Origin of the sequence: Kitasatospora sp. NPDC089509, from assembly GCF_044749365.1 — a bacterium.
In the GTDB taxonomy this organism is placed as follows: domain Bacteria; phylum Actinomycetota; class Actinomycetes; order Streptomycetales; family Streptomycetaceae; genus Kitasatospora.
This window is the reverse complement of sequence record NZ_JBIVHS010000021.1, coordinates 38,963-59,296: the sequence shown is the minus strand read 5'-3', so window position 1 is coordinate 59,296 and position 20,334 is coordinate 38,963. Positions and strand designations below refer to the sequence as shown.

General features: G+C 74.0%; 23 protein-coding genes. 11 read left to right on the top strand and 12 right to left on the bottom strand.

Going from position 1 to position 20,334, the window contains the following annotated elements; all coding sequences use genetic code 11:
• Positions 1-78 precede the first annotated feature (78 nt).
• Together dapE and ACIP4P_RS32985 are read left to right on the top strand one after the other, a co-directional pair.
• Positions 79-1,155 (top strand): succinyl-diaminopimelate desuccinylase, encoded by a 1,077-nt coding sequence (gene dapE / locus ACIP4P_RS32990; protein ID WP_400924775.1) that lies wholly within the window; start codon positions 79-81, stop codon positions 1,153-1,155.
• A 111-nt stretch (positions 1,156-1,266) separates the two neighbouring features.
• A complete protein-coding gene (locus ACIP4P_RS32985) occupies positions 1,267-2,076 on the top strand; it encodes a TIGR00730 family Rossman fold protein (protein WP_400924773.1) in 810 nt (269 codons plus the stop codon).
• Here ACIP4P_RS32985 and folP read toward each other — a convergent pair.
• Positions 2,073-2,885 (bottom strand): dihydropteroate synthase, encoded by an 813-nt coding sequence (gene folP / locus ACIP4P_RS32980; RefSeq protein ID WP_400924938.1) that lies wholly within the window; start codon positions 2,883-2,885, stop codon positions 2,073-2,075. The two genes, ACIP4P_RS32985 and folP, sit on opposite strands and share 4 nt — an antisense overlap.
• Positions 2,886-3,065: 180 nt before the next feature.
• On the opposite strand from folP, the gene ACIP4P_RS32975 reads away from it, so the two are divergent.
• Together ACIP4P_RS32975 and ACIP4P_RS32970 are read left to right on the top strand one after the other, a co-directional pair.
• A complete protein-coding gene (locus ACIP4P_RS32975) occupies positions 3,066-3,476 on the top strand; it encodes a DivIVA domain-containing protein (RefSeq protein ID WP_400924771.1) in 411 nt (136 codons plus the stop codon).
• Entirely contained in the window at positions 3,473-4,075 is a 603-nt protein-coding gene (locus tag ACIP4P_RS32970; protein WP_400924769.1) for a DNA-3-methyladenine glycosylase I, read from the top strand. The genes ACIP4P_RS32975 and ACIP4P_RS32970 overlap by 4 nt, the downstream gene beginning before the upstream one ends.
• 55 nt (positions 4,076-4,130) lie before the next feature.
• On the opposite strand, the gene ACIP4P_RS32965 is transcribed toward ACIP4P_RS32970, so the two are convergent.
• Positions 4,131-4,931 carry an enoyl-CoA hydratase-related protein gene (locus ACIP4P_RS32965; protein WP_400924767.1) on the bottom strand — a complete coding sequence of 267 codons (801 nt, stop codon included), beginning with the start codon at positions 4,929-4,931 and terminating at the stop codon, positions 4,131-4,133.
• Between the two features lie 295 nt (positions 4,932-5,226).
• On the opposite strand from ACIP4P_RS32965, the gene ACIP4P_RS32960 reads away from it, so the two are divergent.
• Complete coding sequence (locus ACIP4P_RS32960; RefSeq protein ID WP_188303543.1) at positions 5,227-5,394, top strand: DUF3117 domain-containing protein; 168 nt, start codon at positions 5,227-5,229, stop codon at positions 5,392-5,394.
• Positions 5,395-5,487: 93 nt separating this feature from the next.
• Here ACIP4P_RS32960 and ACIP4P_RS32955 read toward each other — a convergent pair whose 3' ends face one another.
• Positions 5,488-6,120: an O-methyltransferase gene (locus ACIP4P_RS32955; RefSeq protein WP_030287423.1), complete on the bottom strand. Its 633-nt coding sequence runs from the start codon at positions 6,118-6,120 to the stop codon at positions 5,488-5,490.
• A gap of 288 nt (positions 6,121-6,408) precedes the next feature.
• Between ACIP4P_RS32955 and sigE the strand changes: the two genes are divergently transcribed.
• From sigE to ACIP4P_RS32935, 4 genes are all read left to right on the top strand, one after another.
• Positions 6,409-7,137 carry an RNA polymerase sigma factor SigE gene (gene sigE / locus ACIP4P_RS32950; protein ID WP_400924765.1) on the top strand — a complete coding sequence of 243 codons (729 nt, stop codon included), beginning with the start codon at positions 6,409-6,411 and terminating at the stop codon, positions 7,135-7,137.
• Positions 7,138-7,238: 101 nt separating this feature from the next.
• On the top strand, positions 7,239-8,159 hold the full coding sequence (locus ACIP4P_RS32945) for an anti-sigma factor family protein (protein ID WP_400924763.1): 921 nt from the start codon (positions 7,239-7,241) through the stop codon (positions 8,157-8,159).
• A 119-nt stretch (positions 8,160-8,278) separates the two neighbouring features.
• Positions 8,279-8,713 carry a sec-independent translocase gene (locus tag ACIP4P_RS32940; RefSeq protein WP_400924761.1) on the top strand — a complete coding sequence of 145 codons (435 nt, stop codon included), beginning with the start codon at positions 8,279-8,281 and terminating at the stop codon, positions 8,711-8,713.
• Positions 8,714-8,913: 200 nt separating this feature from the next.
• Positions 8,914-9,591, top strand: a complete 678-nt coding sequence (locus ACIP4P_RS32935; RefSeq protein ID WP_350511858.1) for a hypothetical protein — start codon at positions 8,914-8,916, stop codon at positions 9,589-9,591.
• Positions 9,592-9,655: 64 nt separating this feature from the next.
• On the opposite strand, the gene ACIP4P_RS32930 is transcribed toward ACIP4P_RS32935, so the two are convergent.
• From ACIP4P_RS32930 to ACIP4P_RS32915, 4 genes are all read right to left on the bottom strand, one after another.
• Positions 9,656-10,816 (bottom strand): Mrp/NBP35 family ATP-binding protein, encoded by a 1,161-nt coding sequence (locus ACIP4P_RS32930; protein WP_350511859.1) that lies wholly within the window; start codon positions 10,814-10,816, stop codon positions 9,656-9,658.
• 56 nt (positions 10,817-10,872) lie between these two features.
• Entirely contained in the window at positions 10,873-11,421 is a 549-nt protein-coding gene (locus ACIP4P_RS32925) for a DUF1003 domain-containing protein (RefSeq protein ID WP_400924936.1), read from the bottom strand.
• A gap of 90 nt (positions 11,422-11,511) precedes the next feature.
• Positions 11,512-12,801 (bottom strand): magnesium transporter MgtE N-terminal domain-containing protein, encoded by a 1,290-nt coding sequence (locus ACIP4P_RS32920; protein ID WP_400924758.1) that lies wholly within the window; start codon positions 12,799-12,801, stop codon positions 11,512-11,514.
• A gap of 147 nt (positions 12,802-12,948) precedes the next feature.
• Positions 12,949-13,488 (bottom strand): hypothetical protein, encoded by a 540-nt coding sequence (locus tag ACIP4P_RS32915; protein ID WP_400924756.1) that lies wholly within the window; start codon positions 13,486-13,488, stop codon positions 12,949-12,951.
• Positions 13,489-13,626: 138 nt separating this feature from the next.
• Here ACIP4P_RS32915 and ACIP4P_RS32910 point away from each other — a divergent pair, with 138 nt between their 5' ends.
• Positions 13,627-14,556, top strand: a complete 930-nt coding sequence (locus ACIP4P_RS32910; RefSeq protein WP_400924754.1) for a DMT family transporter — start codon at positions 13,627-13,629, stop codon at positions 14,554-14,556.
• A gap of 13 nt (positions 14,557-14,569) precedes the next feature.
• On the opposite strand, the gene corA is transcribed toward ACIP4P_RS32910, so the two are convergent.
• Entirely contained in the window at positions 14,570-15,691 is a 1,122-nt protein-coding gene (gene corA / locus ACIP4P_RS32905; protein ID WP_400924752.1) for a magnesium/cobalt transporter CorA, read from the bottom strand.
• Positions 15,692-16,194: 503 nt separating this feature from the next.
• On the opposite strand from corA, the gene ACIP4P_RS32900 reads away from it, so the two are divergent.
• Entirely contained in the window at positions 16,195-16,836 is a 642-nt protein-coding gene (locus ACIP4P_RS32900; RefSeq protein ID WP_400924750.1) for a suppressor of fused domain protein, read from the top strand.
• A 71-nt stretch (positions 16,837-16,907) separates the two neighbouring features.
• Here the strand turns inward: ACIP4P_RS32900 and ACIP4P_RS32895 are convergent, their stop codons facing one another.
• The 4 genes from ACIP4P_RS32895 to ACIP4P_RS32880 all read right to left on the bottom strand — a co-directional run bounded on the left by ACIP4P_RS32895 (position 16,908) and on the right by ACIP4P_RS32880 (position 20,182).
• Positions 16,908-17,768, bottom strand: a complete 861-nt coding sequence (locus ACIP4P_RS32895; protein WP_400924748.1) for a PHP domain-containing protein — start codon at positions 17,766-17,768, stop codon at positions 16,908-16,910.
• 57 nt (positions 17,769-17,825) lie between these two features.
• Entirely contained in the window at positions 17,826-18,464 is a 639-nt protein-coding gene (locus tag ACIP4P_RS32890) for a DUF6758 family protein (RefSeq protein WP_350511866.1), read from the bottom strand.
• A gap of 320 nt (positions 18,465-18,784) precedes the next feature.
• Entirely contained in the window at positions 18,785-18,943 is a 159-nt protein-coding gene (locus ACIP4P_RS32885) for a hypothetical protein (RefSeq protein ID WP_350512075.1), read from the bottom strand.
• Positions 18,944-19,303: 360 nt separating this feature from the next.
• Positions 19,304-20,182: an alpha/beta fold hydrolase gene (locus ACIP4P_RS32880; protein ID WP_400924746.1), complete on the bottom strand. Its 879-nt coding sequence runs from the start codon at positions 20,180-20,182 to the stop codon at positions 19,304-19,306.
• Positions 20,183-20,334: the final 152 nt, after the last annotated feature.

The window sequence follows — 20,334 nt, the reverse complement described above, 5'->3', positions numbered from 1 at the left end:
GTGCGGCGCACTCCGGTTGCCGATCCCGGGGCACTCCACGTCACAGGACGACTTTCGCGGCGAGGCTAGGCTGACGCCATGAGCAGCCCGAACCCGACGCCCCTGGACCTGACCATCGACGGTGGCGCGCTGACCGCCCGGCTCGTCGACTTCCCCTCGGTGAGCGGCGACGAGCAGGCGCTCGCCGACGCCGTCGAGGCCGCCCTGCGCGTCTACCCGCACCTGACCGTGGACCGCTACGGCAACAACGTGGTGGCCCGGACGAACCTGGGCCGCGCCGAGCGCGTCGTGCTGGCCGGCCACCTGGACACCGTGCCGATCGCCGACAACCTGCCCTCGCACGTCGAGGGCGACCTGCTCTACGGCTGCGGCACCTCGGACATGAAGTCCGGTGTGGCCGTGGCCCTGCGGCTCGCCGCCACCCTGCCCGAGCCCAACCGCGACCTCACCTACGTGTTCTACGACTGCGAGGAGGTGGAGGCCCACCGCAACGGCCTCGGCCACCTCGCCAAGGACCGCTCGGAGTGGCTGGCCGCCGACTTCGCGGTGCTGATGGAGCCCAGCGGCGCCATGGTCGAGGGCGGCTGCCAGGGCACCCTGCGGGCCCAGATCCGGCTCACCGGCGTGCGCGCCCACGCGGCCCGCAGCTGGCTCGGCGACAACGCCATCCACCACGCCGCCGAGGTGCTCACCCGGCTCGCCGACTACCGGCCCCGCCAGGTGGAGATCGACGGCCTGGAGTACCGCGAGGGCCTGAACGCGGTGCGGATCGACGGCGGCGTGGCCGGCAACGTGATCCCCGACGAGTGCGTGATCACCATCAACTTCCGCTACGCGCCGGACCGCAGCGAGGCCGAGGCGGAGAAGCACGTCCGCGAGGTCTTCGACGGCTTCGAGCTGACCGTGACCGACTTCGCCCCGGGCGCCCTGCCCGGACTGTCCCAGCCCGCCGCCCAGGCCTTCCTGGCGGCCACCGGCGGCCGGGCCCGGGCCAAGTTCGGCTGGACCGACGTCGCCCGGTTCAGCGCGCTCGGCGTCCCGGCGGTCAACTACGGCCCCGGCGACCCGAACCTCGCCCACAAGCGCGAGGAGCACTGCTCGCTGACCGCCATCGCGGAGACCGAGGAGTGCCTGCGCGCCTGGCTGACCAGCTGAATCGAAAGTGTTCGCGCCGACCGGACCGGCGGTCGAACGCCACCTTCCGGTCGCCCAACCGACCTTCCCCCGTTGCCTGAAAACGGGGGAAGATCGGCGTAGGGTTTCGTCATGACAGGCACAGGAGACGACAAGCACTACGGACACGGCCCCGAGCAGGTCGGCGTGCCGCGGAAGAAGAAGGCCTGGCCCGAGAAGCAGAAGGGCCCGGTGCTGGTGCGCCGGGACCAGGTCGGCACCAGCACCACGGACCAGCGGCTGCTGGACACCACCGGTCCCACCGACTGGCTGCACACCGATCCGTGGCGGGTGCTGCGGATCACCTCCGAGTTCGTCGAGGGCTTCGGCGCCCTCGCCGAACTCCCGCCCGCGATCAGCGTGTTCGGCTCGGCCCGGACCCCGGCGGACTCGCCCGAGTACGAGGCCGGGGTGACCATCGGCCGGGCCCTCGCCGAGGCCGGCTACGCGGTGATCACCGGCGGCGGCCCCGGCGCGATGGAGGCCGCCAACCGCGGCGCCTCGGAGGCCGGCGGCCTCAGCGTCGGGCTCGGCATCGAGCTGCCCTTCGAACAGGGGCTCAACGAGTTCGTCGACCTCGGGCTCAACTTCCGTTACTTCTTCGTCCGCAAGACGATGTTCGTGAAGTACGCCCAGGGCTTCGTGGTGCTGCCCGGTGGGCTCGGCACGCTGGACGAACTGTTCGAGGCGCTCACCCTGGTGCAGACGAAGAAGGTCACCCGCTTCCCGGTGATCCTCTTCGGCAGCGACTACTGGGGCGGCCTCTACGAGTGGCTGAAGAACACCCTGGTCGCCCAGGGCAAGGCGGCCCCGCACGACCTGGAGCTGTTCCACATCACCGACGAGATCGACGAGGTCCTGAAGATCCTCGCCGAGGCCCGTCGGCCCGGCGACGAGATCTAGGCCAGTCCCCGGCGGGCGACCGCCGGGGGGCGGGTGCCCCGGATCGAGGCGACCATGTCCAGCACCTGGCGGGTCTCCTCGACCTGGTGCACCCGGTAGACCCGGGCGCCCAGCCAGGCCGAGACCGCCGTGGTGGCCAGGGTGCCGAGCAGCCGCTCGTTCACCGGCCGGTCCAGGGTCTCGCCGACGAAGTCCTTGTTGGAGAGCGAGACCAGCACCGGGAAGCCGGTGGCGGTCATCTCCGGCAGCCGCCGGGTGGCCTCCAGCGAGTGCCGGGTGTTCTTGCCGAAGTCGTGCCCCGGGTCGATGATCACCGCGTCCCGGCGCACCCCCAGCTCCACCGCCCGCTCGGCCAGCCCCGTGGTCACCCGCAGGATGTCCGCCATCACGTCCTGGTAGCCGGCCCGGTGCGGCCGGGTGCGCGGCTCGGCGCCGCCCGCGTGGGTGCAGACCAGCCCGGCGTCGTACCGGGCGGCCACCTCGGCGAGCTTCGGGTCCACTCCGCCCCAGGCGTCGTTCAGCAGGTCCGCGCCGACCTCGCAGACCGCCTCGCCGACCTCGTGCCGCCAGGTGTCCACGCTGATCACCGCCCCGGGGTGGCGCTTGCGCAGCTCGGCCACGAACGGCACGGTGCGCCGCAACTCCTCCTCGACCGTGACCTCGTCGCCCGGGCCGGCCTTCACCCCGCCGATGTCCAGGATCGCCGCACCCTCGGCCATCGCCCGGTCGGCGGCCGCGAACGCGGCCTCGTCCGCGAACGTCGCGCCTTTGTCGAAGAACGAGTCCGGGGTCCGGTTCACGATCGCCATGATCACCAGCTCGTCGTCACCGAATTCGCGCGGTCCCAGGCGCAGTGCCACCGATGTCTCCTCCACAGCTCCTGCGGGTGCGATGATGGCCCCCGGCCTCACTAGGGACCATGCTGTCATGATCAGCCCGGTTCCCTGGCCCCCTGGCGGAGGCCGACCGGGAGTTCGGGAGGACAGCTCGTGTTCTGGGTGATCGTGGTCGCCATGGCCGTGGTGGTCGGCGGTGCCGCGCTGGTGGCGCTCGGCGGCGGCGGCTCGATGCCGGAGGCGGTGCCGGACCGGATCGCCGCCCGGCTGCCGCAGGACCGCCCGCTGAACAAGACGGACGTGGACGACCTGCGCCTGCCGATGGCCGTGCGCGGCTACCGGATGGACGAGGTGGACGACGTCCTGGACCGCCTCGGCGCCGAACTCGCCTACCGCGACGCGCGGATCGCCGAACTGGAGGCCGCCGCCCACCCGCACGGCGCGGCCGAGGCCGGCACCGTCCCCGACCCGGCCGCCGAGCCGCTGCCCGGCCTGGAGGGGTTCGCCGAGCTGGTCCGGCCGGCCGCCGTCCCCGAGGACGCGAAGCCCGGGGCGGAGAAGTGACCGGGGCGGTCGAGGGCGCGGTGCTCGGCGCGGACGGCCTGCGCCGCTGCGGCTGGGGCGACTCCACCGACGACTACCGGGTCTACCACGACACCGAGTGGGGCCGTCCGCTGCACGGTGACGACGCGATGTTCGAGCGGGTCTGCCTGGAGGCCTTCCAGTCCGGCCTGTCCTGGCTGACCATCCTGCGCCGCCGGGAGGGCTTCCGGGCCGCCTTCGCCGGCTTCGAGATCGGCAAGGTCGCCGAGTTCGGCGAGGCCGACCGGGAGCGGCTGCTCGCCGACACCGGCATCATCCGCAACCGGGCCAAGATCGACGCGGCGATCGCCAACGCCCGGGTCGCCCGCGACCTGGACGGCGGCCTGTCCGCGCTGATCTGGCAGTTCGCCGCCGACCCGGACCGGCCGGCCCCCCGCACCCTCGCCGAGGTCCCGGCCGTCACCCCCGAGTCGACGGCGCTGGCGAAGACGCTGAAGAAGGCCGGCTTCCGGTTCGTCGGCCCGACCACCGCATACGCCCTGATGCAGGCCTGCGGCCTGGTCGACGACCACCTGGCGGACTGTCACGTCCGCACCGGCCGGAAGCCGGGGAAGCGCTAGGCGGGCGTCGGGCCCCTGGCCCCGCGCAGGCGCCGGGCCCCCGGCCCCGTCGGCCCTATCGGCCCAGGTACGTGGGCTTCTCCTTGGCGATGAAGGCGCGCACCGCGATCCGGTGGTCCTCGCTCTCCCCGGCCAGGGTCTGCAACTCGTCCTCCTTGTCGAGCAGTTCGTCCAGCGTGTGGGAGGCGCCGTACGCCAGCGACTCCTTGATGGCGCCGTAGGCGAACGTCGGGCCCTCGGCCAGCTCGCGGGCGAAGGCCCGTGCGGTGGTGGCGAGTTCGTCGGCCGGCACGACCTTGGTGGCCAGGCCCAGCTCCATCGCCTCGGCGGCCTTGACCGTCCGGGGCAGCATCAGCAGCTCGGTGGCCTTGGCGTGGCCGACCAGTCGGGGCAGGGTCCAGGACGCGCCGGAGTCGGCGGTCAGGGCGATCCCGGCGAAGGCGGTGTTGAAGCCGGCCCGGTCGGAGAGGATCCGGAAGTCGCAGGCGAAGGCGAGCGAGGCGCCCGCGCCGGCCGCCACCCCGCCGACCGCGGCGACGGTCGGCTTGCGCATCCCGGCCAGTGCCCGGGTCAGCGGGTTGTAGTGCTCGGCGACGGTCCGCAGCGCGCCCTCACCGGTCTCCTCGAACCGCTTCAGCAGCGCCAGGTGCTCGTTGAGGTCCTGCCCGACGCAGAACGCCCGGTCGCCGGCCCCGGTCAGCAGCACGGCCCGCACCGCCGGGTCCCCGGCCGCCTCGGTCACGGCGTCGCGCAGGGCCACCTTGGTGGCCACGTCCAGGGCGTTCATCGCCTCCGGGCGGTTGACGGTGATGACGGCCAGGCCGCCGTCCAGCTCGTACAGCACGGAATCGGACATGGGTGAGGGCTCCCTCAACGATCGTCGTGTCGGTGGTCGTGCCAGGATGCCGGAGCCCGGGGCGGGCCGGGAGTGTGAGGTATCGCACCTTCCGGCGGTGCCGTCACCACCGCCACGCCGGGGCTTATCACGCCAATTGCGGTGGTTGCGGCCGGTCCGGCCGTGGTTGCACCGAGAGTGATGTTGGTCATCAGGCCGTGGCATGCGGGATAATGGCTTCCGATCAATGCGTTCGATACCGGCGGTGGACGGACTGCCGGTGCGTAGCTGAGCGGTTGCAGGAAGGGGAACGAGCATGGCGGCCATGAAGCCGCGGACGGGTGACGGCCCGCTCGAAGTCACCAAAGAGGGGCGGGGCATCATCATGCGCGTTCCGCTCGAAGGCGGCGGACGCCTCGTGGTGGAGCTCACGCCTGACGAGGCCGACGCCCTGGGCGATGCCCTGAAGAAGGTCACCGGCTGACCTCAGCGGGTGCTCGTCGTCTCCTGGAGACGTACTGCCGGGCCCGGGTACGACATCACGTCGGCCCGGGCCCGTGCGTTCCCCGGAGGCGGTTCAGCGTTTGACGGCGCAGAGCAGCCCGTCGGAGACCGGCAGCAGCGCGGGCAGCAGCGCGTCGCTCTCCCGGACGTCCCGGACCAGGTCCCGGACCGCGCCGGTCTGCGGGTCCTGGAGCTCCGGCTCGGCGAGCCGGCCCTCCTGGAAGACCCCCTCGAAGCAGACCATCCCGCCCGGCCGCAGCAGCCGCAGCGACTCCAGCAGGTACTCCCGCGACTCGGCCGGGTCCCCGTCGCAGAACACCAGGTCGTACTGGCCGTCGGCGAGCCGGGGCAGCACCTCCAGTGCCCGGCCCGGTATGAACCGGGAGCGGTTGGCCGCGAACCCGGCGGCCTGGTAGGCCTCGCGGGCCAGCTGCTGGCGCACCGGCTCGGAGTCGACGGTGGTGAGCACGCCGTCCGGCCGCATCCCGCGCAGCAGGTAGACGCCGGACACCCCGGTGCCGGTGCCGATCTCGGCCACCGCCTTGGCGTCCAGGGCCGCGGCCAGGAGCCGCAGGCAGGCCCCGCCGCTCGGTCCGATGGCCCGTATGCCGGTCCGTGCGGACTGGGCCCGGGCGTAGGTCAGCACCGCGTCCTCGCCCACGTAGGTGTCGGCGAGGGCCGCACGCGCGGGCCCGAACTCGCTGATGGCTGCCTCTTTCGGAGCCCCGGGTGGCGGCCCGGTGCCGGGGGATGTCGATATTTCCTGGCACAGATTACTGGCCGGGCGGGAACCGCGTACGGCGGCGGGCCGTTGTCACTGACGACCGGGTGTGCAGGACCTCCCGGGCACTTTTATCCGGGCTTGACGGGTGAGGTGGATATGGTGGTGGCCCTGCTGGGCAGAAGAGCCGACCGAGGAGGTGTGGCCGAGGGCGACGTCCCTGTGCGGCGGCACTCCCGCGGCACCGCGTCGGCCCGTACGCCGAAGCCCGTGATGAACCAGCCTGCGCACTCCGACCTGGACCAGCCCGCCGCCGAGCAGTCGGCCGCCGGCACCACCGAGGCCCCTGTCCTCGCGACCTTCTCCGAGGGTCCCGACGCGCAGAGCTGGACTCCGCCCACGTGGGAGGAGATCGTCGAGGCGCACAGCGCCCGCGTCTACCGCCTCGCGTACCGCCTGACGGGCAACCAGCACGACGCCGAGGACCTCACCCAGGAGGTCTTCGTCCGGGTGTTCCGTTCGCTGTCGACCTACACCCCCGGCACGTTCGAGGGCTGGCTGCACCGGATCACCACCAACCTGTTCCTGGACATGGTCCGCCGCCGCCAGCGCATCCGCTTCGACGCGCTCGGCGAGGACGCGGCCGAGCGGCTCGCCTCCCGCGAGCCCAGCCCGGCCCAGCACTTCAGCGACACCCACTTCGACGCCGACGTGCAGCAGGCCCTGGACACCCTCGCCCCGGAGTTCCGCGCCGCCGTGGTGCTCTGCGACATCGAGGGCCTGTCCTACGAGGAGATCGCCGCCACGCTGGGCGTCAAGCTCGGCACCGTCCGCAGCCGCATCCACCGCGGCCGCTCCCACCTGCGCGCCGCGCTGAAGCACCGCGCGCCCGGCTCGGCCCCGGGGCGCGAGCGCCGCGGCGGCTCGGAGGAGCCGGTCCCGGTCGGCGCCGTCGCCGAGGTCGCGGCCGCACCGGGCGGGCGCGGACGGAGGCGATCGTGAGCGGAACCAGCTGGTCCGGTCCGGATCGTTCGGATGCGTCCGAGCGGTCCTCGACCTGGCGGAGCTGGGGGCTGCCGGGCCGCCGAGGTGCCGGGGATCCGGTGCCGGGCGAACCCGGTGACCCGCTGCTGCCCGCCGTCCCGCTGCCCGCCGACACGGCACTGCGCGCGGTGCCCGTACGGCCCGCCGAACCCCCGGTCGAGGAACACCACCTCGGCGACCGGCTGTCCGCCTTCCTGGACGGCGAACTCGGCCACGACTCCCGCGAGCGGGTGCTGTCCCACCTGGCGACCTGTCCGCAGTGCAAGGCCGAGGCCGACGAGGGCCGGTCCGTGAAGCACCTGCTGACCCGCACCGACACCCCCGGCCCCTCCACCGCGCTGATGGCCCGCCTGATGGCCGTCGGGAGCCTCCCCGAGGACGCCCCGACGGACGCCGGCCGGCCCCGCGGCCGCGGCCGGGGCGACGACGACCTCCCCGGTGGCGGAGTGACCGCCACCGGCACGCTCGGCGGCAGCCGGCTCACCGGCGGCTCCTTCGGCCGCGGCGCCGGTGCCTCCTTCGGCGCGGGCGCGCTCGGCGCCGACACCCCCGTCCCCGGCGTCGACCCGCGCGCCTTCGGCCGCGGCTCGGTGCTGCGCCCGCTGATCGGCCGGCGCACCGGCCGTCCGGAGACCGCCGACCGCACCCCCGCCCGGCCGCAGCCGGCCGTGGCCGCCGTGCGGCCCTCGGCGGCGCGCGGGCGCCGACTGGTGTTCGCGGCCGCGGGCGCCTTCTCGGTCGCCGCGGTGACCCTCGGCGGCGTCGGCGGGCTCACCCAGGGCGAGGAGCAGCACGGCACCACGGTCAGCCCGGCCGGCGGCAGCGGCACGATCGGCCGCACCGGCCTGGTCCCGATGACCGCGCAGGTCCCGGTGGACTTCCCGGGCCGTGCGGTGGCCGCCACCCGCGACGCGGAGCCGTCCTCCTCGCCGGAGCGCTACCCCGGTAACATCGCCGCGCTGCGGCAGCAGATCCGCTGACCTCCTCAGCCCCCGGCCACCGGCTGGTCTTTACCACGGCTTCATCCCGCCGTGGACCAGGGACCCGCCGGTGGCCATTACCCTGTAGGAACCGTCGTCCGACGAGCTAGGGAGCAAAGGTGTTCAGCGACGTAGGTGGGCTGGAGATCCTGACCCTGATCGTGATGGCGATCATCATCTTCGGCCCCGACAAGCTGCCGAAGCTGATCCAGGACACCATGGGCTTCATCCGGAAGATCCGTTCCTTCGCCGATACCGCGAAGGAGGACATCCGCAGCGAGCTCGGGCCCGAGTTCAAGGACTTCGAGTTCGAGGACCTCAACCCGAAGACCTTCGTGCGCAAGCAGCTGATGGGCGACGAGCAGGACCCGCTGGGCCTGAAGGACATGAAGGAGTCGCTCGACATCCGTTCGGTCCTGGACGACAAGCCCGCGACGCCGGTGAACGGCCGGGCGGGCGGCGTGAGTTTCGACAAGGCCGCCCCCGCGCCGGCCTCCGCCGGCGCCCCGCTGCAGCCCGGCGAGCGCCCCCCGTTCGACCCCGATGCCACGTAGCGACCCTGACACCACCGCCCCGCCCGGCCCCCGGCTGAGCGGGGCGGCGGCGCGAGCGCCGCTATTGTGCTGATTGTTCCCGTTGAGCCGTCCGTCACATCCGCGTCCGCGCGGACCAGGAACGGCCCCCGGGAACGCCGAGGTACGCCACCATGGGAGCGCGCCACGGCAGGCACACGTGCGTTTGAGGAGGCCCGGGGATGGACGCGACGAGTCAGGCGGGAGGGGCGACGGTCACGGCCGGCGGCCCGGTGGTCGGCGGGCAGGCAGGCCCGGCGGACCCGCTGGTGCCCTACCTGTCCGCCGACTTCCCCTGGTACGGCCTGGACGACGGCTGGACCGGCCGCCGCTACCTGATGCAGGCCGGCGCCGGCGGCCCCCGGGGCGGGGCGGCCGGCAGCGTCGACTACGGCACCCTCGGCCACGGCGACGAGCCCGCCAAGCAGTACGAGCCGCGCGACATGCGGAAGTTCGCCGTGGTGGTCACCGTGGCCCGGCGGGACAGCCGCCGCAGCGCCGACAACACCGGCACGCTGGAGGCGACCTCCGCCTCCTCCGCCGCCTGGCTGGCCGGCTCCGGGCTGCTCGCCGCGACCTGGCCCGGCCAGCTGGACCGGGCGCTGCGCCAGGACTGGCTGGACCAGCAGAGCAACCTGGCCTGGGACCTCGCCGACGACCTGGCCGGCCCCGGCTGGTCCACCCTCAGCCTGCCGGTCAACGGCCTGCCGCAGCCGTTCCGCTACCGCGAGTCCGAGTACGGCTGGGTGCTGGCGGGCGAGGCCCCCGGCGTGCTGCTGGGCGCCTTCGGCCGGGGCGTCAGCGCCTACGGCGTCGGCTTCGCCACCGTCCCGGACCTGGGCGGCTACACCCGCCCGTAGGGAGCTGCGGGGACGAGGAGGGCCCGGGCGCGGAATCCGCACCCGGGCCCTCCTGGACGTCCGGTCAGAACTTGTTCTTGGGCGTCAGTCCGAGCGACATGCCGGACAGTCCGCGCTGGCGGCCGCCGAGCTTGCCGGCCACCGCGCGCAGGGCCGCGCCGGCCGGGGAGTCCGGGGCGGCGAGCACGACCGGGCGGCCGTCGTCGCCGCCCTCGCGCAGCCGGACGTCGATCGGGATCGAGCCGAGCACCGGGACGGTCGCGCCGACCGTGCGGGTGAGCGCGTCCGCGACGGTCTGGCCGCCGCCGGTGCCGAAGACGTCGATCATCTCGTCGCAGTGCGGGCACGGCATGCCGGACATGTTCTCGATCACGCCGACGATCTTCTGGTGGGTCTGCACCGCGATGGTGCCGGCCCGCTCGGCCACCTCGGCGGCGGCCATCTGCGGGGTGGTGACGATCAGGATCTCGGCGTTGGGCACCAGCTGGGCCACCGAGATCGCGATGTCGCCGGTGCCGGGCGGCAGGTCCAGCAGCAGCACGTCCAGGTCGCCCCAGTACACGTCGGCGAGGAACTGCTGCAGCGCGCGGTGCAGCATCGGGCCGCGCCAGACCACCGGGGCGTTGCCCGGGGTGAACATGCCGATCGAGATGACCTTCACGCCGTTCGCCTGCGGCGGCATGATCATGTCCTGGACCTGGGTCGGCCGGCCCTCGACACCCAGCATCCGGGGCACGCTGTGGCCGTAGATGTCGGCGTCCACGACGGCGACCTTCAGCCCGTCCGCGGCCATCGCGGCGGCCAGGTTGACGGTGACCGAGGACTTGCCGACGCCGCCCTTGCCGGAGGCGACGGCGTAGACCCGGGTCAGCGTGCCCGGCTTGGCGAACGGGATCTCCCGCTCGGGGGCGCCGCCGCGCAGCAGCTGGGAGAGCTCCTTGCGCTGCTCGTCGCTCATCACGTCGAGCTCGACCTCGACGCCGGTCACGCCGGCGACCCGGCCGACCGCCTCGCGGACCCGGGTGACGATGGTGTCGCGCATCGGACAGCCGGAGACGGTCAGGTAGACCGCGACGTGCACCGCGCCGTCCGCGGCGATCGCGACCGATTTCACCATGCCGATCTCGGTGATCGGACGGTTGATCTCCGGATCGTTGACGGTCGCCAGCGCCTGGCGTACGGACTCCTCCGTGACGCCGGCCGCGACCTCTGTCTCGTTGGCCATGCCTTGATGGTACGGCTCCGGGCGAACCGCTTAACCGGCCGGTAGCGTGCCGCGGGTCACAACGCCTCGGAGGCGTCCCGGCGTTCGTCCATCTCCTTGAGCAGGGACTGGAGCTCGGAGCGGATGAAGTCACGGGTGGCCACCTCGCCGAGCCCGTGCCGCAGAGCCGCGACCTCGCGGGCCAGGTACTCGGTGTCGGCGATGCTGCGGTCGCTGCGGGCCCGGTCCTGCTCCATGTTGACCCGGTCCCGGTTGTCCTGCCGGTTCTGCGCCAGCAGGATCAGCGGCGCCGCGTAGGAGGCCTGCAGCGACAGCACCAGGGTCAGGAAGATGAACGGGTACTCGTCGAAGCGCACGTCCGCCGGCAGCATGGTGTTCCAGAGCACCCAGACGACGATCACCACCGTCATCCAGACGATGAACCGCCCGGTGCCGAGGAAGCGGGCGATCCGCTCCGACAGCACGCCGAAGGCCTCGGGGTCGTAGGACGGCAGGGTGAGCAGGCCGGGCCGGGCGGTCCGCGGCTGGTCGAGCCGGGTGCGGTTGGAGCCGGTGATGGGCGAGGTCTCCAGGCGGTCCCGGCCACCGCGCTCCCTGGTGCGCAGTTCGCGCAGCTGGCGCAGCTCCCGCAGTTCGCCCTGCAGGCGCCGGCGCGCGGAGTCGCCGGGCCGTCCGTTGCGGTCACCGTCCACCGGTCACTCCTCCGTCTCGTCGTGCGGGGTGGACTCGTCGTCCCGGGCGTGCAGGGCGGCGTCGCGCCAGTCCTCGGGCAGCAGGTGGTCGAGCACGTCGTCGACGGTCACCGCGCCGAGCAGGTGGTCGGCCTCGTCCACGACCGGCGCGGCCACCAGGTTGTACGTCGCCAGGTAGCTGGTGACCAGCGGCAGCGGGGTGTCCGGCGGGAGCGCGTCCAGGTCGTCGTCCACCAGCTCGCCGACCAGCACGTACGGGGGCTCGCGCAGCAGCCGCTGGAAGTGCACCGCGCCCAGGTACTTGCCGGTCGGGGTCTCGTTCGGCGGCCGGCAGACGTACACCTGGGCGGCCAGCGCGGGCTTGTGGTCGCGGATCCGGATCCGGGCCAGCGCCTCGGCCACCGTCGCGTCCGGCTCCAGCACGATCGGCTCGGTGGTCATCAGACCGCCCGCGGTGTCCTCCTCGTAGGACAGCAGACGGCGGACCGGCTCGGCCTCCTCCGGCTCCATCAGCCCGAGCAGCCGCTCGGCCTCGTCGCCGGGCAGCTCGGAGAGCAGGTCGGCGGCGTCGTCCGGGTCCATCGCCTCCAGGACGTCGGCCGCCCGCTCCTCCTGGAGCTTGCCGATGATCTCGATCTGGTCGTCCTCGGGCAGCTCCTCCAGGACGTCCGCGAGCCGCTCGTCGGGCAGCGCGGCGGCCACCTCGGCGCGGCGCTTGGCGGACAGGTGGTGCATCACGCTGGCGAGGTCGGCCGGGCGCAGCTGCTCGAAGGTGGCGAGCAGGTTGGCCGCGCCCTGGTCCTGCTCGGGCAGCGAGAAGCCGGTGACGTCCTGCCAGTCCAGGGTGAGCCGCTCGCCCTTGCCCTTGCGCAGCCGGGTGGTCCGGCCGACCTGGACGAAGACCTTGCTGACCTCCCACTCCCGCAGCCGGGTCTGCACCATGCCGACGTCCAGCACGGTGACCTCCTCGCCGGTCTTGGACCGGGTGAGGGTGCGGTCCAGCAGCTCGGCGAGCACCAGGGTCTCGGCCGGGCGCTGCTCGAAGCGGCGCAGGTTGATCAGGCCGGTGGTGAGCACCTGGCCGGACTCCAGGCTGGTCACCCTGGTCATCGGCAGGAAGATCCGGCGCCGGGCGACGACCTCGACCACCAGGCCGAGCACCCGCGGCGGACGGCCGCCCAGACGCAGCGAGACGACCACGTCCCGGACCCGTCCGACCTGGTCGCCGTTCGGGTCGAAGACCGCGATGGCGGAGAGATGGGAGATGAAGACCCGGGTACCTGGCCCTGCCATGAACTCCCTCGACTCGCTCGACTTGCCCTGTCCCCCGGCCGCACCGCGGCGCGTGCCGGGGCGCACGTCCGGCCCAGGCTACCCGCGTGGCGTACGCCCGGCCCGGTGAGGCACGGTAACGGCCGCAGGAGTCCTGGGCGTGAACCTTTAGCGGCGCTTGAACAGCAGTTTGGGCAGCCCGGCCGGGATCGGCTGCCGGGTGGTGGCCGCGGTGGGCATCGGCTCGGCGGCGTGCGAGCCGTCCGGCATGGCGCCCGGGCGCTCGGTCAGCGCCCCGAGCGGCCGCAGCCGCAGCACCCGGCACTCGCGGGCCCAGCGCTCGGTGATGGTGTCGGTGTCGGGCGCGTTCAGCCGCTTGCCCTTGAGCTCCTCGACGGCGCCCAGCCAGGCCTCGCCGTTCGGCGTCAACTCCGTCACCTCGGCGGCCCAGCCGGTCAGTCGGCCGCCCTTGTCCTTGCTGCGCACGGTGACCACGGCCCGGGCGCCCGCGGTCAGGCCGTGCAGCGGCTGCTCGCCGCCCCCGCCGACCACCACCACCGCGCCGTCGTGCCAGGCGTGCCACAGCGGGCGGGCCTGGGTCTCGCCGTCCGCGCGCACCCAGAGCAGCCCGGACTTCTTCGCGGCCTCCTCCAGCAGGGCCCGGTCGAGGAAGTCGTCGGCGGTCACGGCGGCGGGGTTGCGGTCCATGGCGGACAGCGTACGGGGTGCGGGTTCCGCCGCGCGTTCCGTCCGGCGGACGTCTCAGCCCCCGGGCGACAGTTCCATCAGCGGCCCACGGGCCTTACCGTATGAGCGCCCCAGCCATGCGACCAGCGAAGGAGCGCCGTGCCCGCCGCCCGGCCCGCGACCGCCCCCGCCCCCGCCAACGCCGCCGACCCGCGGCCCGCGCACCCGCTGCCCACCCTCGACCTGCTGCTGCTCGCCGTGTCGATCGGCGGCATCTCCTTCTCCGGCCCGCTGATCTCCGCCACCGCCGCGCCCGCACTGGCCATCGCCTTCTGGCGCAACGTCATGTCGGTCGGCGTCCTCGGCCCGTACGCGCTGCTACGCCACCGCGCCGAACTGCGCGGGATCGGCCGCCGGGCGCTGCTGCTCGCGATCGCCGCCGGGGCGCTGCTCGCGGTGCACTTCGCGCTCTGGATGCCCAGCCTGCGGATGACCTCGGTGGCCTCCGCCACCGCCCTGGTCACCACCACCCCGCTGTGGACGATCCTGCTGATGCGGCTGTTCGGCGTCCGGGCGCCGCGGCTGGTCTGGCTCGGCACCGTCGTCGCCTTCGCCGGGGTGCTGGTCCTGACCGGGGTGGACCTCTCGATGTCCCCGCGCGCCCTGCTCGGCGACGGTCTCGCGCTCGCCGCCGGCCTGGCCGCGGCCGGGTACATGCTGCTCGGCGCCGAGGTCCGCAAGACCGTCAGCACCACCGCGTACACCCTGGTCTGCTACGCCACCACCGCGGTCGGCCTGCTGGTGATCTGCCTGGTCACCGGGACCCGGCTGTCCGGCTGGTCGACCGGGGCCTGGTGGCAGATCGTGCTGCTGATGGTCACCGCCCAGCTGCTCGGGCACTCGCTGAGCAACCGGGTGGTGAAGGGCCTAGGCCCGTCCATCACCTCCACCGCGATCCTGCTGGAGACCCCGGGCGCGACCCTGATCGCCGCCCTGTGGCTCGGCCAGTGGCCCCCGGCGGCCGCCTACCCGGCGGTGGCGCTGATCCTGCTCGGCCTGGTCCTGGTCGCCCGCGGCGGGCGGCGGTGAGCGCCCGTGGGGGCTAGAGCCAGCCGTTGCGGCGGAAGCCCCGGTACATCCCGACGCAGATCAGCGCGATCGAGCCGAGCACCAGCGGATAGCCGTACGCGTGGTGCAGCTCGGGCATGTAGTCGAAGTTCATCCCGTACACGCCGGTGATCATGGTGGGCACCGCGAAGATCGCCGCCCAGGCGGTGATCTTGCGCATGTCCTCGTTCTGCGCCACCGAGACCTGCGCCAGGTTGGCCTGGAGCAGCGAGTTCAGCAGCTCGTCGAAGCCGTGCACCTGCTCGGTGACCCGGGCCAGGTGGTCCGCGACGTCCCGGAAGTACTTCTGGATGTCCGGGTCCACCAGGCCCTGCGACGGCTCCGACAGCTGCTGCATCGGACGCAGCAGCGGCGCCACCGCGCGCTTGAACTCCAGCACCTCGCGCTTGAGTTGGTACACCCGGCCGACGTCCGCGGTGCGCGCGCCCTTGGCCGAGAAGACCCCGTACTCGATCTCGTCCACGTCGTTCTGCAGCCGCTCGGCGACCAGCAGGTAGTTGTCCACCACGTGGTCGGCGATCGCGTGCAGCACCGCGGACGGGCCCTTGGCGAGCAGCCCGGACTCGTCCGCGTCGGCCTCCAGCCGGTGCCGCAGCTCCTGCAGCGAGCCGTGGCCGCCGTGCCGCACGGTGATCACGAAGTCCCGCCCGGCGAACACCATCAGCTCGCCGGTCTCCACCACCTCGCTGGTGGGCGTGAGTTGGTCGTGCTCGACGTAGCGGATGGTCTTGAAGACGGCGAACAGGACGTCGTCGTAGCGCTCCACCTTGGGCCGCTGGTGGGCGTGCACCGCGTCCTCCACCGCGAGCGGGTGCAGGCCGAACCGCTGGGCGATCCCCTCGAACTCCGCCCCGGTGGGCTCGTGCAGCCCGATCCAGCTGAACGAGCCCGAGGTGTCCGGGAGTTGGTGCGCCGCCTTGACCCGGCGGGCGGCCTCACGGGGGCTGCAGGCCTCACCGTTGCGCCGGCCGTGCTGGTAGACCGCGCAGTCCACGACCGCCGAGCCGGCGCCCTCGGGCACGGCGTCGTACGTCCCGGTGGCACCCCGACGGCGGTTGGTGCGGACGGCGGCGCGCAGGCTGTTGATCATCGACATGGCAGGCTCCCTGGGGCAGGAGCCGTCGCACGGCGGCACGGAAAGGGCCGCGGGCAGGGCCGTGGTGCGACGGCGAGGAACACCGGTGAAGGACGAGGGTGCTCTCCCGGCCGGTCCGTCCGCCGCGGGCCCGCGCTCGGGCCACTACGGCTGGATCAGCCGCTCAGGCCTGCGAGGCGAGGGGTGCGGGGCGTTCGGGGCCGGGCAGAGCTGCCGGTACTGCATGGTCGGCCGGTATCCACCGCAACCACCTCCTTCGCGCCGCCGCCCCGGGACGAACGATCCCGGTGGCCAGTCGCTCACCCTAACATCTGACCGGGCATCGGTGTCCCGGGCTTTCCCGGGCCGTTGCCGGTAAGCCCTCGTCACGCGCCCGTCCGGCCCCCGGCACGCCCTCGTCGCGCCCCCGCGCGGACCCGCCGCCCGCGCTCGTCGCGCCCCCGTCCGGCGCTCGGCACGCCCCCGCGCGGACCCGCCGCCCGCCCGGGGTTACGCTCACCGGCATGGCGCACGACTTCCCGTCCTTCGGCGACCCCCACGGCGGCAGCTCCCCGGAACTCACCCGGGCGGCGGTGCTGGCCGCCGTCGAGGCCCGGCTGATCTCCACCTTCGGCGAGCCGAGCGGCCGCGCCGCCGTCACCTTCCTCGGCACCGACCGGATCGAGGTGCTGCGCTTCGGCCCGGACGCCGAGGACCTGGTCCGCTACGCGACGCTCGGGATGTCCGCCGCCCCGATGGCCGACCCGACCTCGCCGGTCGCCGACCAGCTGCGCGGACCGCGCGCCGAACTGGTGCTGACGGTGCGCGGCGGGCGCGACGGCGTGCTGCGCAGCCTCGCCACCTTCGCCGCGACCCCGCAGGTCGAGGGCCTGGTGGTGGCCCCGGGCGGCTCGCTGGACCTCGGCGCCCCGCTCTGGGACGGCGCCCCCTTCACCTCGGTGCTGGCCGCCGAGCCGGGCGGCCTGGTCGAGGACCTCGAACTGGCCGAGCCCGCCGAGCCGGTGCGCTTCCTGCCGCTGCTGCCGATGACGCCCAACGAGGCGGGCTGGAAGCGGGTGCACGGCGCGGCCGCGCTCCAGGAGCGCTGGCTGAACCACGGCACCGACCTGCGCGACCCGCAGCGGCGCGGCGTCACGCTCGACTGACCGGAGCGCGGCCGGGGCGTACGGTCCGCGCCCGCGCCCGGTCGCGCTCCGGCGCGCGGCGCGACCCGCCGTCAGCGCTCGATCGGCTTCGCCCCGGTGGCCTGGGCCAGCAGCGCCTCGTACACCTCGGGGTCGGTGGTGTGCTCGCCGAGCCGGACGGTCTTGCGGCTGCCGTGGTAGTCGCTGGAGCCGGTGACCAGCAGGCCGAGGTCGCCGGCCAGTCCGCGCAGCCGCCGCCTGGCCTCCTCGTCGTGGTCGGTGTGGTCGACCTCCAGCGCGGCCAGCCCGGCCGCCGCGAGGTCGGCGATCACCTGGTCCGAGACCGTCCGGCCGCGCTTGACCGCGCCGGGGTGGGCGAACACCGGCACCCCGCCGGCCGCCCGGACCAGCCGGACCGCGCGCACCGGGTCGGTCTCGTGCTTGCGGACGTCCGCCCGGCCGCCGTTGGCCAGCCAGTCCGCGGTGAAGGCGTCCGACACGGTGGCCACCACGCCCGCCTCGACCAGCGCGCTGGCGATGTGCGGCCGGCCGACCGAGCCGTCCCCGGCGATCCGCTGCACCTGCTCCCAGCTGATGTCCGCCCCGAGCTCCCGGCAGTGCTCCACGACCGCGCGCCCGCGCCGGAACCGGTCGGTGCGCACCAGCTCCCGTTCGGCCGCGAACTCCGGCTCGGCCGGGTCGAACAGGTACGCCAGCAGGTGCAGGCTGACGCCCTCGACCGAGCAGGACAGCTCGGCCCCCGGGACGAGGGTCAGCCGGGCGCCGTCCGGAAGCGCCCGGACCGCCCGCGCCGCCTCGTCGTGGCCGGCCACGGTGTCGTGGTCGGTGAGCGCGACCACGTCCAGGCCGGCCGCGACCGCCGCCGCGACCAGCTCGGCCGGGCTGTCGGTGCCGTCGGAGGCGTTGCTGTGGGCGTGCAGGTCGATGCGCACGGGGCGGACTCCTGAGTGCTCGTGGGTGCCGCCCAGGATAGGCCGTTCGGGGGTCGGTCAGCCCAGCAGTCGGGGGGAGAGGGCGCCGCAGGGCAGCAGGTCCAGTTCGGCGCCGGCCTCGCGCAGGTCGGTGAGCACCAGTTCGTCGTACATCACCAGGGCGGACTGCTCGGGCCAGGCGATCGCCCACAGCCAGAGCCCGCGGGCCTCGCCGACGAACACCGCGCGGTCGGGCGGGGCGTCCGGGACGTGGAACATCGGGGTGGGCCGCCCGGCGGCCATCAGCTTGGCGTCGGCGGGCTTGTACAGGCCGACGGAGTCGCCCGGATCGGGGCCGGGCAGCCCGGCGTAGCGGGCGCCGAGGCCGACGCCCAGCTCCTCGGCGACCAGCACCAGTTCGCCGAAGCCGCCGAGCGGGGCGGGTCCGGAGCAGGCGACGGCGGTGGCCCGGGCGCCCGAGACGTCGTCGCCGACGTGGGCGATGCCGGTGTAGAGCCAGCCGACCGGGAGCGGCCAGGGCAGCCAGACGGGGACCTGCGAGCGGGCGACGGCGACGCCCAGGGCTTCCACGCTCGGGGGCAGCACGGGCTGCATCGGGTGCACTGCTCCGTGCCGGTCGCACTGCCAGGTGTCCGAAAAAAGACCGGGGGCGCGGACCCGACCGGCGCACCTCGGGCAGCTTGGCTCGCCCCTCATAGCCGACAACGCTCCTCCCTCCGGACCGCCGCGTCAAGGACGATCACCCGTACGGACGGCTCGGCGGCACCTGTCGGTGCTGGACGTTCGGCCGGCGCGGGTGGGGTGCGGCGCGGGCGGTTCCCGTTGGGGGATGTCCCGTGGCGGGCGGCGGCAAACGTCCGCCGGGGCCGGGGCGCGGATCGGGGCCGGACACACTGACGCCCCGTCATCGGCGATCGCGGTGACGGGGCGTCAGTCGGGTATCGGTACGTCCGGATCGGACGCTCCCGGCTCGTCGGCGGCGGGTGGGGCCTCCCGGTCGGAGGCGCCGCGCCGGATCAGACGGTCGGGCACGGGCGGATGAGCAGGCGCTCGCCGGTGCGGGCGGCGTCCTGGACGAGCTCGCGGACGGTCTCGGCGTCGGCGATCACGCGGTCGGTCGCGGTGCCGTTGGTGTCGTCCAGTCGGAGGATCTCGAAGCGCATGGGCTTGGTCATGGGCGTCTCCTTTCCTGTCCCCGCCGGGCGGGGCGATTGCGGCTGATTCGGTATCAGCCCTTCCGGGGTCCTGCGGATCCGGCGCTGCGGCCGGATCGGGCGCGTCGTACGTGCGGCGGTCTGCTGCGGCAAGGGCTCCCCCTGCTTGCCTGGTGCGTCCAATGCCTCGTGCAACCACGGTGCCGTGGCGGTGCTACTGGGCCGTTGCCCGCCCGTAACGTCCGGGTTTCGACTGATTGGCGCCTTCGTGAGGGCCGGCGATGATTCCCGGACAGAATCAAAGATTACCGTAACTAACGACTTTTGTCCTGTGCGAACGCGATCGAACATGCGGAAGTGGTTCAGACCACTCCGGGAGGATCAGGCCCAGAAGGCGGCCAGCGCCGCGGCCGTGGCGGCCGGCCGCTCGGCGTTGGGGGAGTGGCCCGCACCCTCGACGACCACCCGGCGGGCGGCCAGCCGCTCCGCCATCCCGGTCTGCTCCGGCACCGGCCAGGCGTAGTCCTGCTCCCCGGACAGCACCAGCACCGGCAGCGCCCCGGCGGTCACGGCGGCCAGCTCGGCCACCCGGTCCGGCGCGGCCATCAGGTGCCCGCCGGTCACGGCCAGCGACCGCGGCACGTTCGCCACCCAGCGGCGGTGCAGGAACTCGGCGACGCCCGGCGCCAGGACGGGCTGCGGCTTCCCGCTGTCCGCGTCCAGCTGCCGCATCACCTGCCAGATCTCCTCCAGGTCCAGCACCGACAGGGCGTCCAGCAGCAGCGCGGTCCGGGCCGCCTCGGCCGGATCGATCGCCCCCGGCCCGGTGGCCATCAGGGTCAGCGAACGCCACGGCAGCGGGCCCTCGGCGGCGGCCGCGAGGACCGCCTCCCGGACCACCTGGCCGCCGAAGGAGTGCCCCAGCAGGTGCACCGGCCCGCCCTCCGCGGCCAGCACCCCGGTCAGGGCCCGGACGTCCGCGCCCAGCGCGTCGGCGGCGTACGCCGCCTCGTCGTCCGGCCCACCGGTCTCGTACTGGCCCCGCTGGTCCACGGCCGTCACCCGGTACCCGGCGGCCGCGAGCGGTTCGAGCAGCGCGATGAAGTCCTCCTTGCTGCCCGTGAACCCCGGCACCAGCAGCGCCGACCCGCGCACCGGCCCGGCCGGCTCCGCCCACAGCGCCGCGAACTCCCCGCGCGCGGTCACCACCCGCTCGGCGCGGGCACAGCCGGGCAGGGTCAGGAACGGCGGAGTGCTCATGGACGGATTCCCTCCCGCGACTGGCGAACGCCCCAGCCTATGCCGTCCCCGGCACCCCGCCCCACCAGCCCGGATGCCCGATCGGCGCCGGGCCGGGAACGCCCGAGGGGGCGGACGGACCGGTGCGGTCCGTCCGCCCCCTCGGGGCGGGC

Coding starts and splice junctions, on each gene's coding strand:
- dapE (WP_400924775.1), top strand. CDS start 79: ATGAGCAGCCCGAACCCGACGCCCCTGGACCTGACCATCGACGGTGGC.
- ACIP4P_RS32985 (WP_400924773.1), top strand. CDS start 1,267: ATGACAGGCACAGGAGACGACAAGCACTACGGACACGGCCCCGAGCAG.
- folP (WP_400924938.1), bottom strand. CDS start 2,885: ATGGCGATCGTGAACCGGACCCCGGACTCGTTCTTCGACAAAGGCGCG.
- ACIP4P_RS32965 (WP_400924767.1), bottom strand. CDS start 4,931: ATGTCCGATTCCGTGCTGTACGAGCTGGACGGCGGCCTGGCCGTCATC.
- ACIP4P_RS32960 (WP_188303543.1), top strand. CDS start 5,227: ATGGCGGCCATGAAGCCGCGGACGGGTGACGGCCCGCTCGAAGTCACC.
- sigE (WP_400924765.1), top strand. CDS start 6,409: ATGAACCAGCCTGCGCACTCCGACCTGGACCAGCCCGCCGCCGAGCAG.
- ACIP4P_RS32935 (WP_350511858.1), top strand. CDS start 8,914: ATGGACGCGACGAGTCAGGCGGGAGGGGCGACGGTCACGGCCGGCGGC.
- ACIP4P_RS32930 (WP_350511859.1), bottom strand. CDS start 10,816: ATGGCCAACGAGACAGAGGTCGCGGCCGGCGTCACGGAGGAGTCCGTA.
- ACIP4P_RS32920 (WP_400924758.1), bottom strand. CDS start 12,801: ATGGCAGGGCCAGGTACCCGGGTCTTCATCTCCCATCTCTCCGCCATC.
- ACIP4P_RS32915 (WP_400924756.1), bottom strand. CDS start 13,488: ATGGACCGCAACCCCGCCGCCGTGACCGCCGACGACTTCCTCGACCGG.
- corA (WP_400924752.1), bottom strand. CDS start 15,691: ATGTCGATGATCAACAGCCTGCGCGCCGCCGTCCGCACCAACCGCCGT.
- ACIP4P_RS32900 (WP_400924750.1), top strand. CDS start 16,195: ATGGCGCACGACTTCCCGTCCTTCGGCGACCCCCACGGCGGCAGCTCC.
- ACIP4P_RS32890 (WP_350511866.1), bottom strand. CDS start 18,464: ATGAGGGGCGAGCCAAGCTGCCCGAGGTGCGCCGGTCGGGTCCGCGCC.
- ACIP4P_RS32885 (WP_350512075.1), bottom strand. CDS start 18,943: ATGACCAAGCCCATGCGCTTCGAGATCCTCCGACTGGACGACACCAAC.
- ACIP4P_RS32880 (WP_400924746.1), bottom strand. CDS start 20,182: ATGAGCACTCCGCCGTTCCTGACCCTGCCCGGCTGTGCCCGCGCCGAG.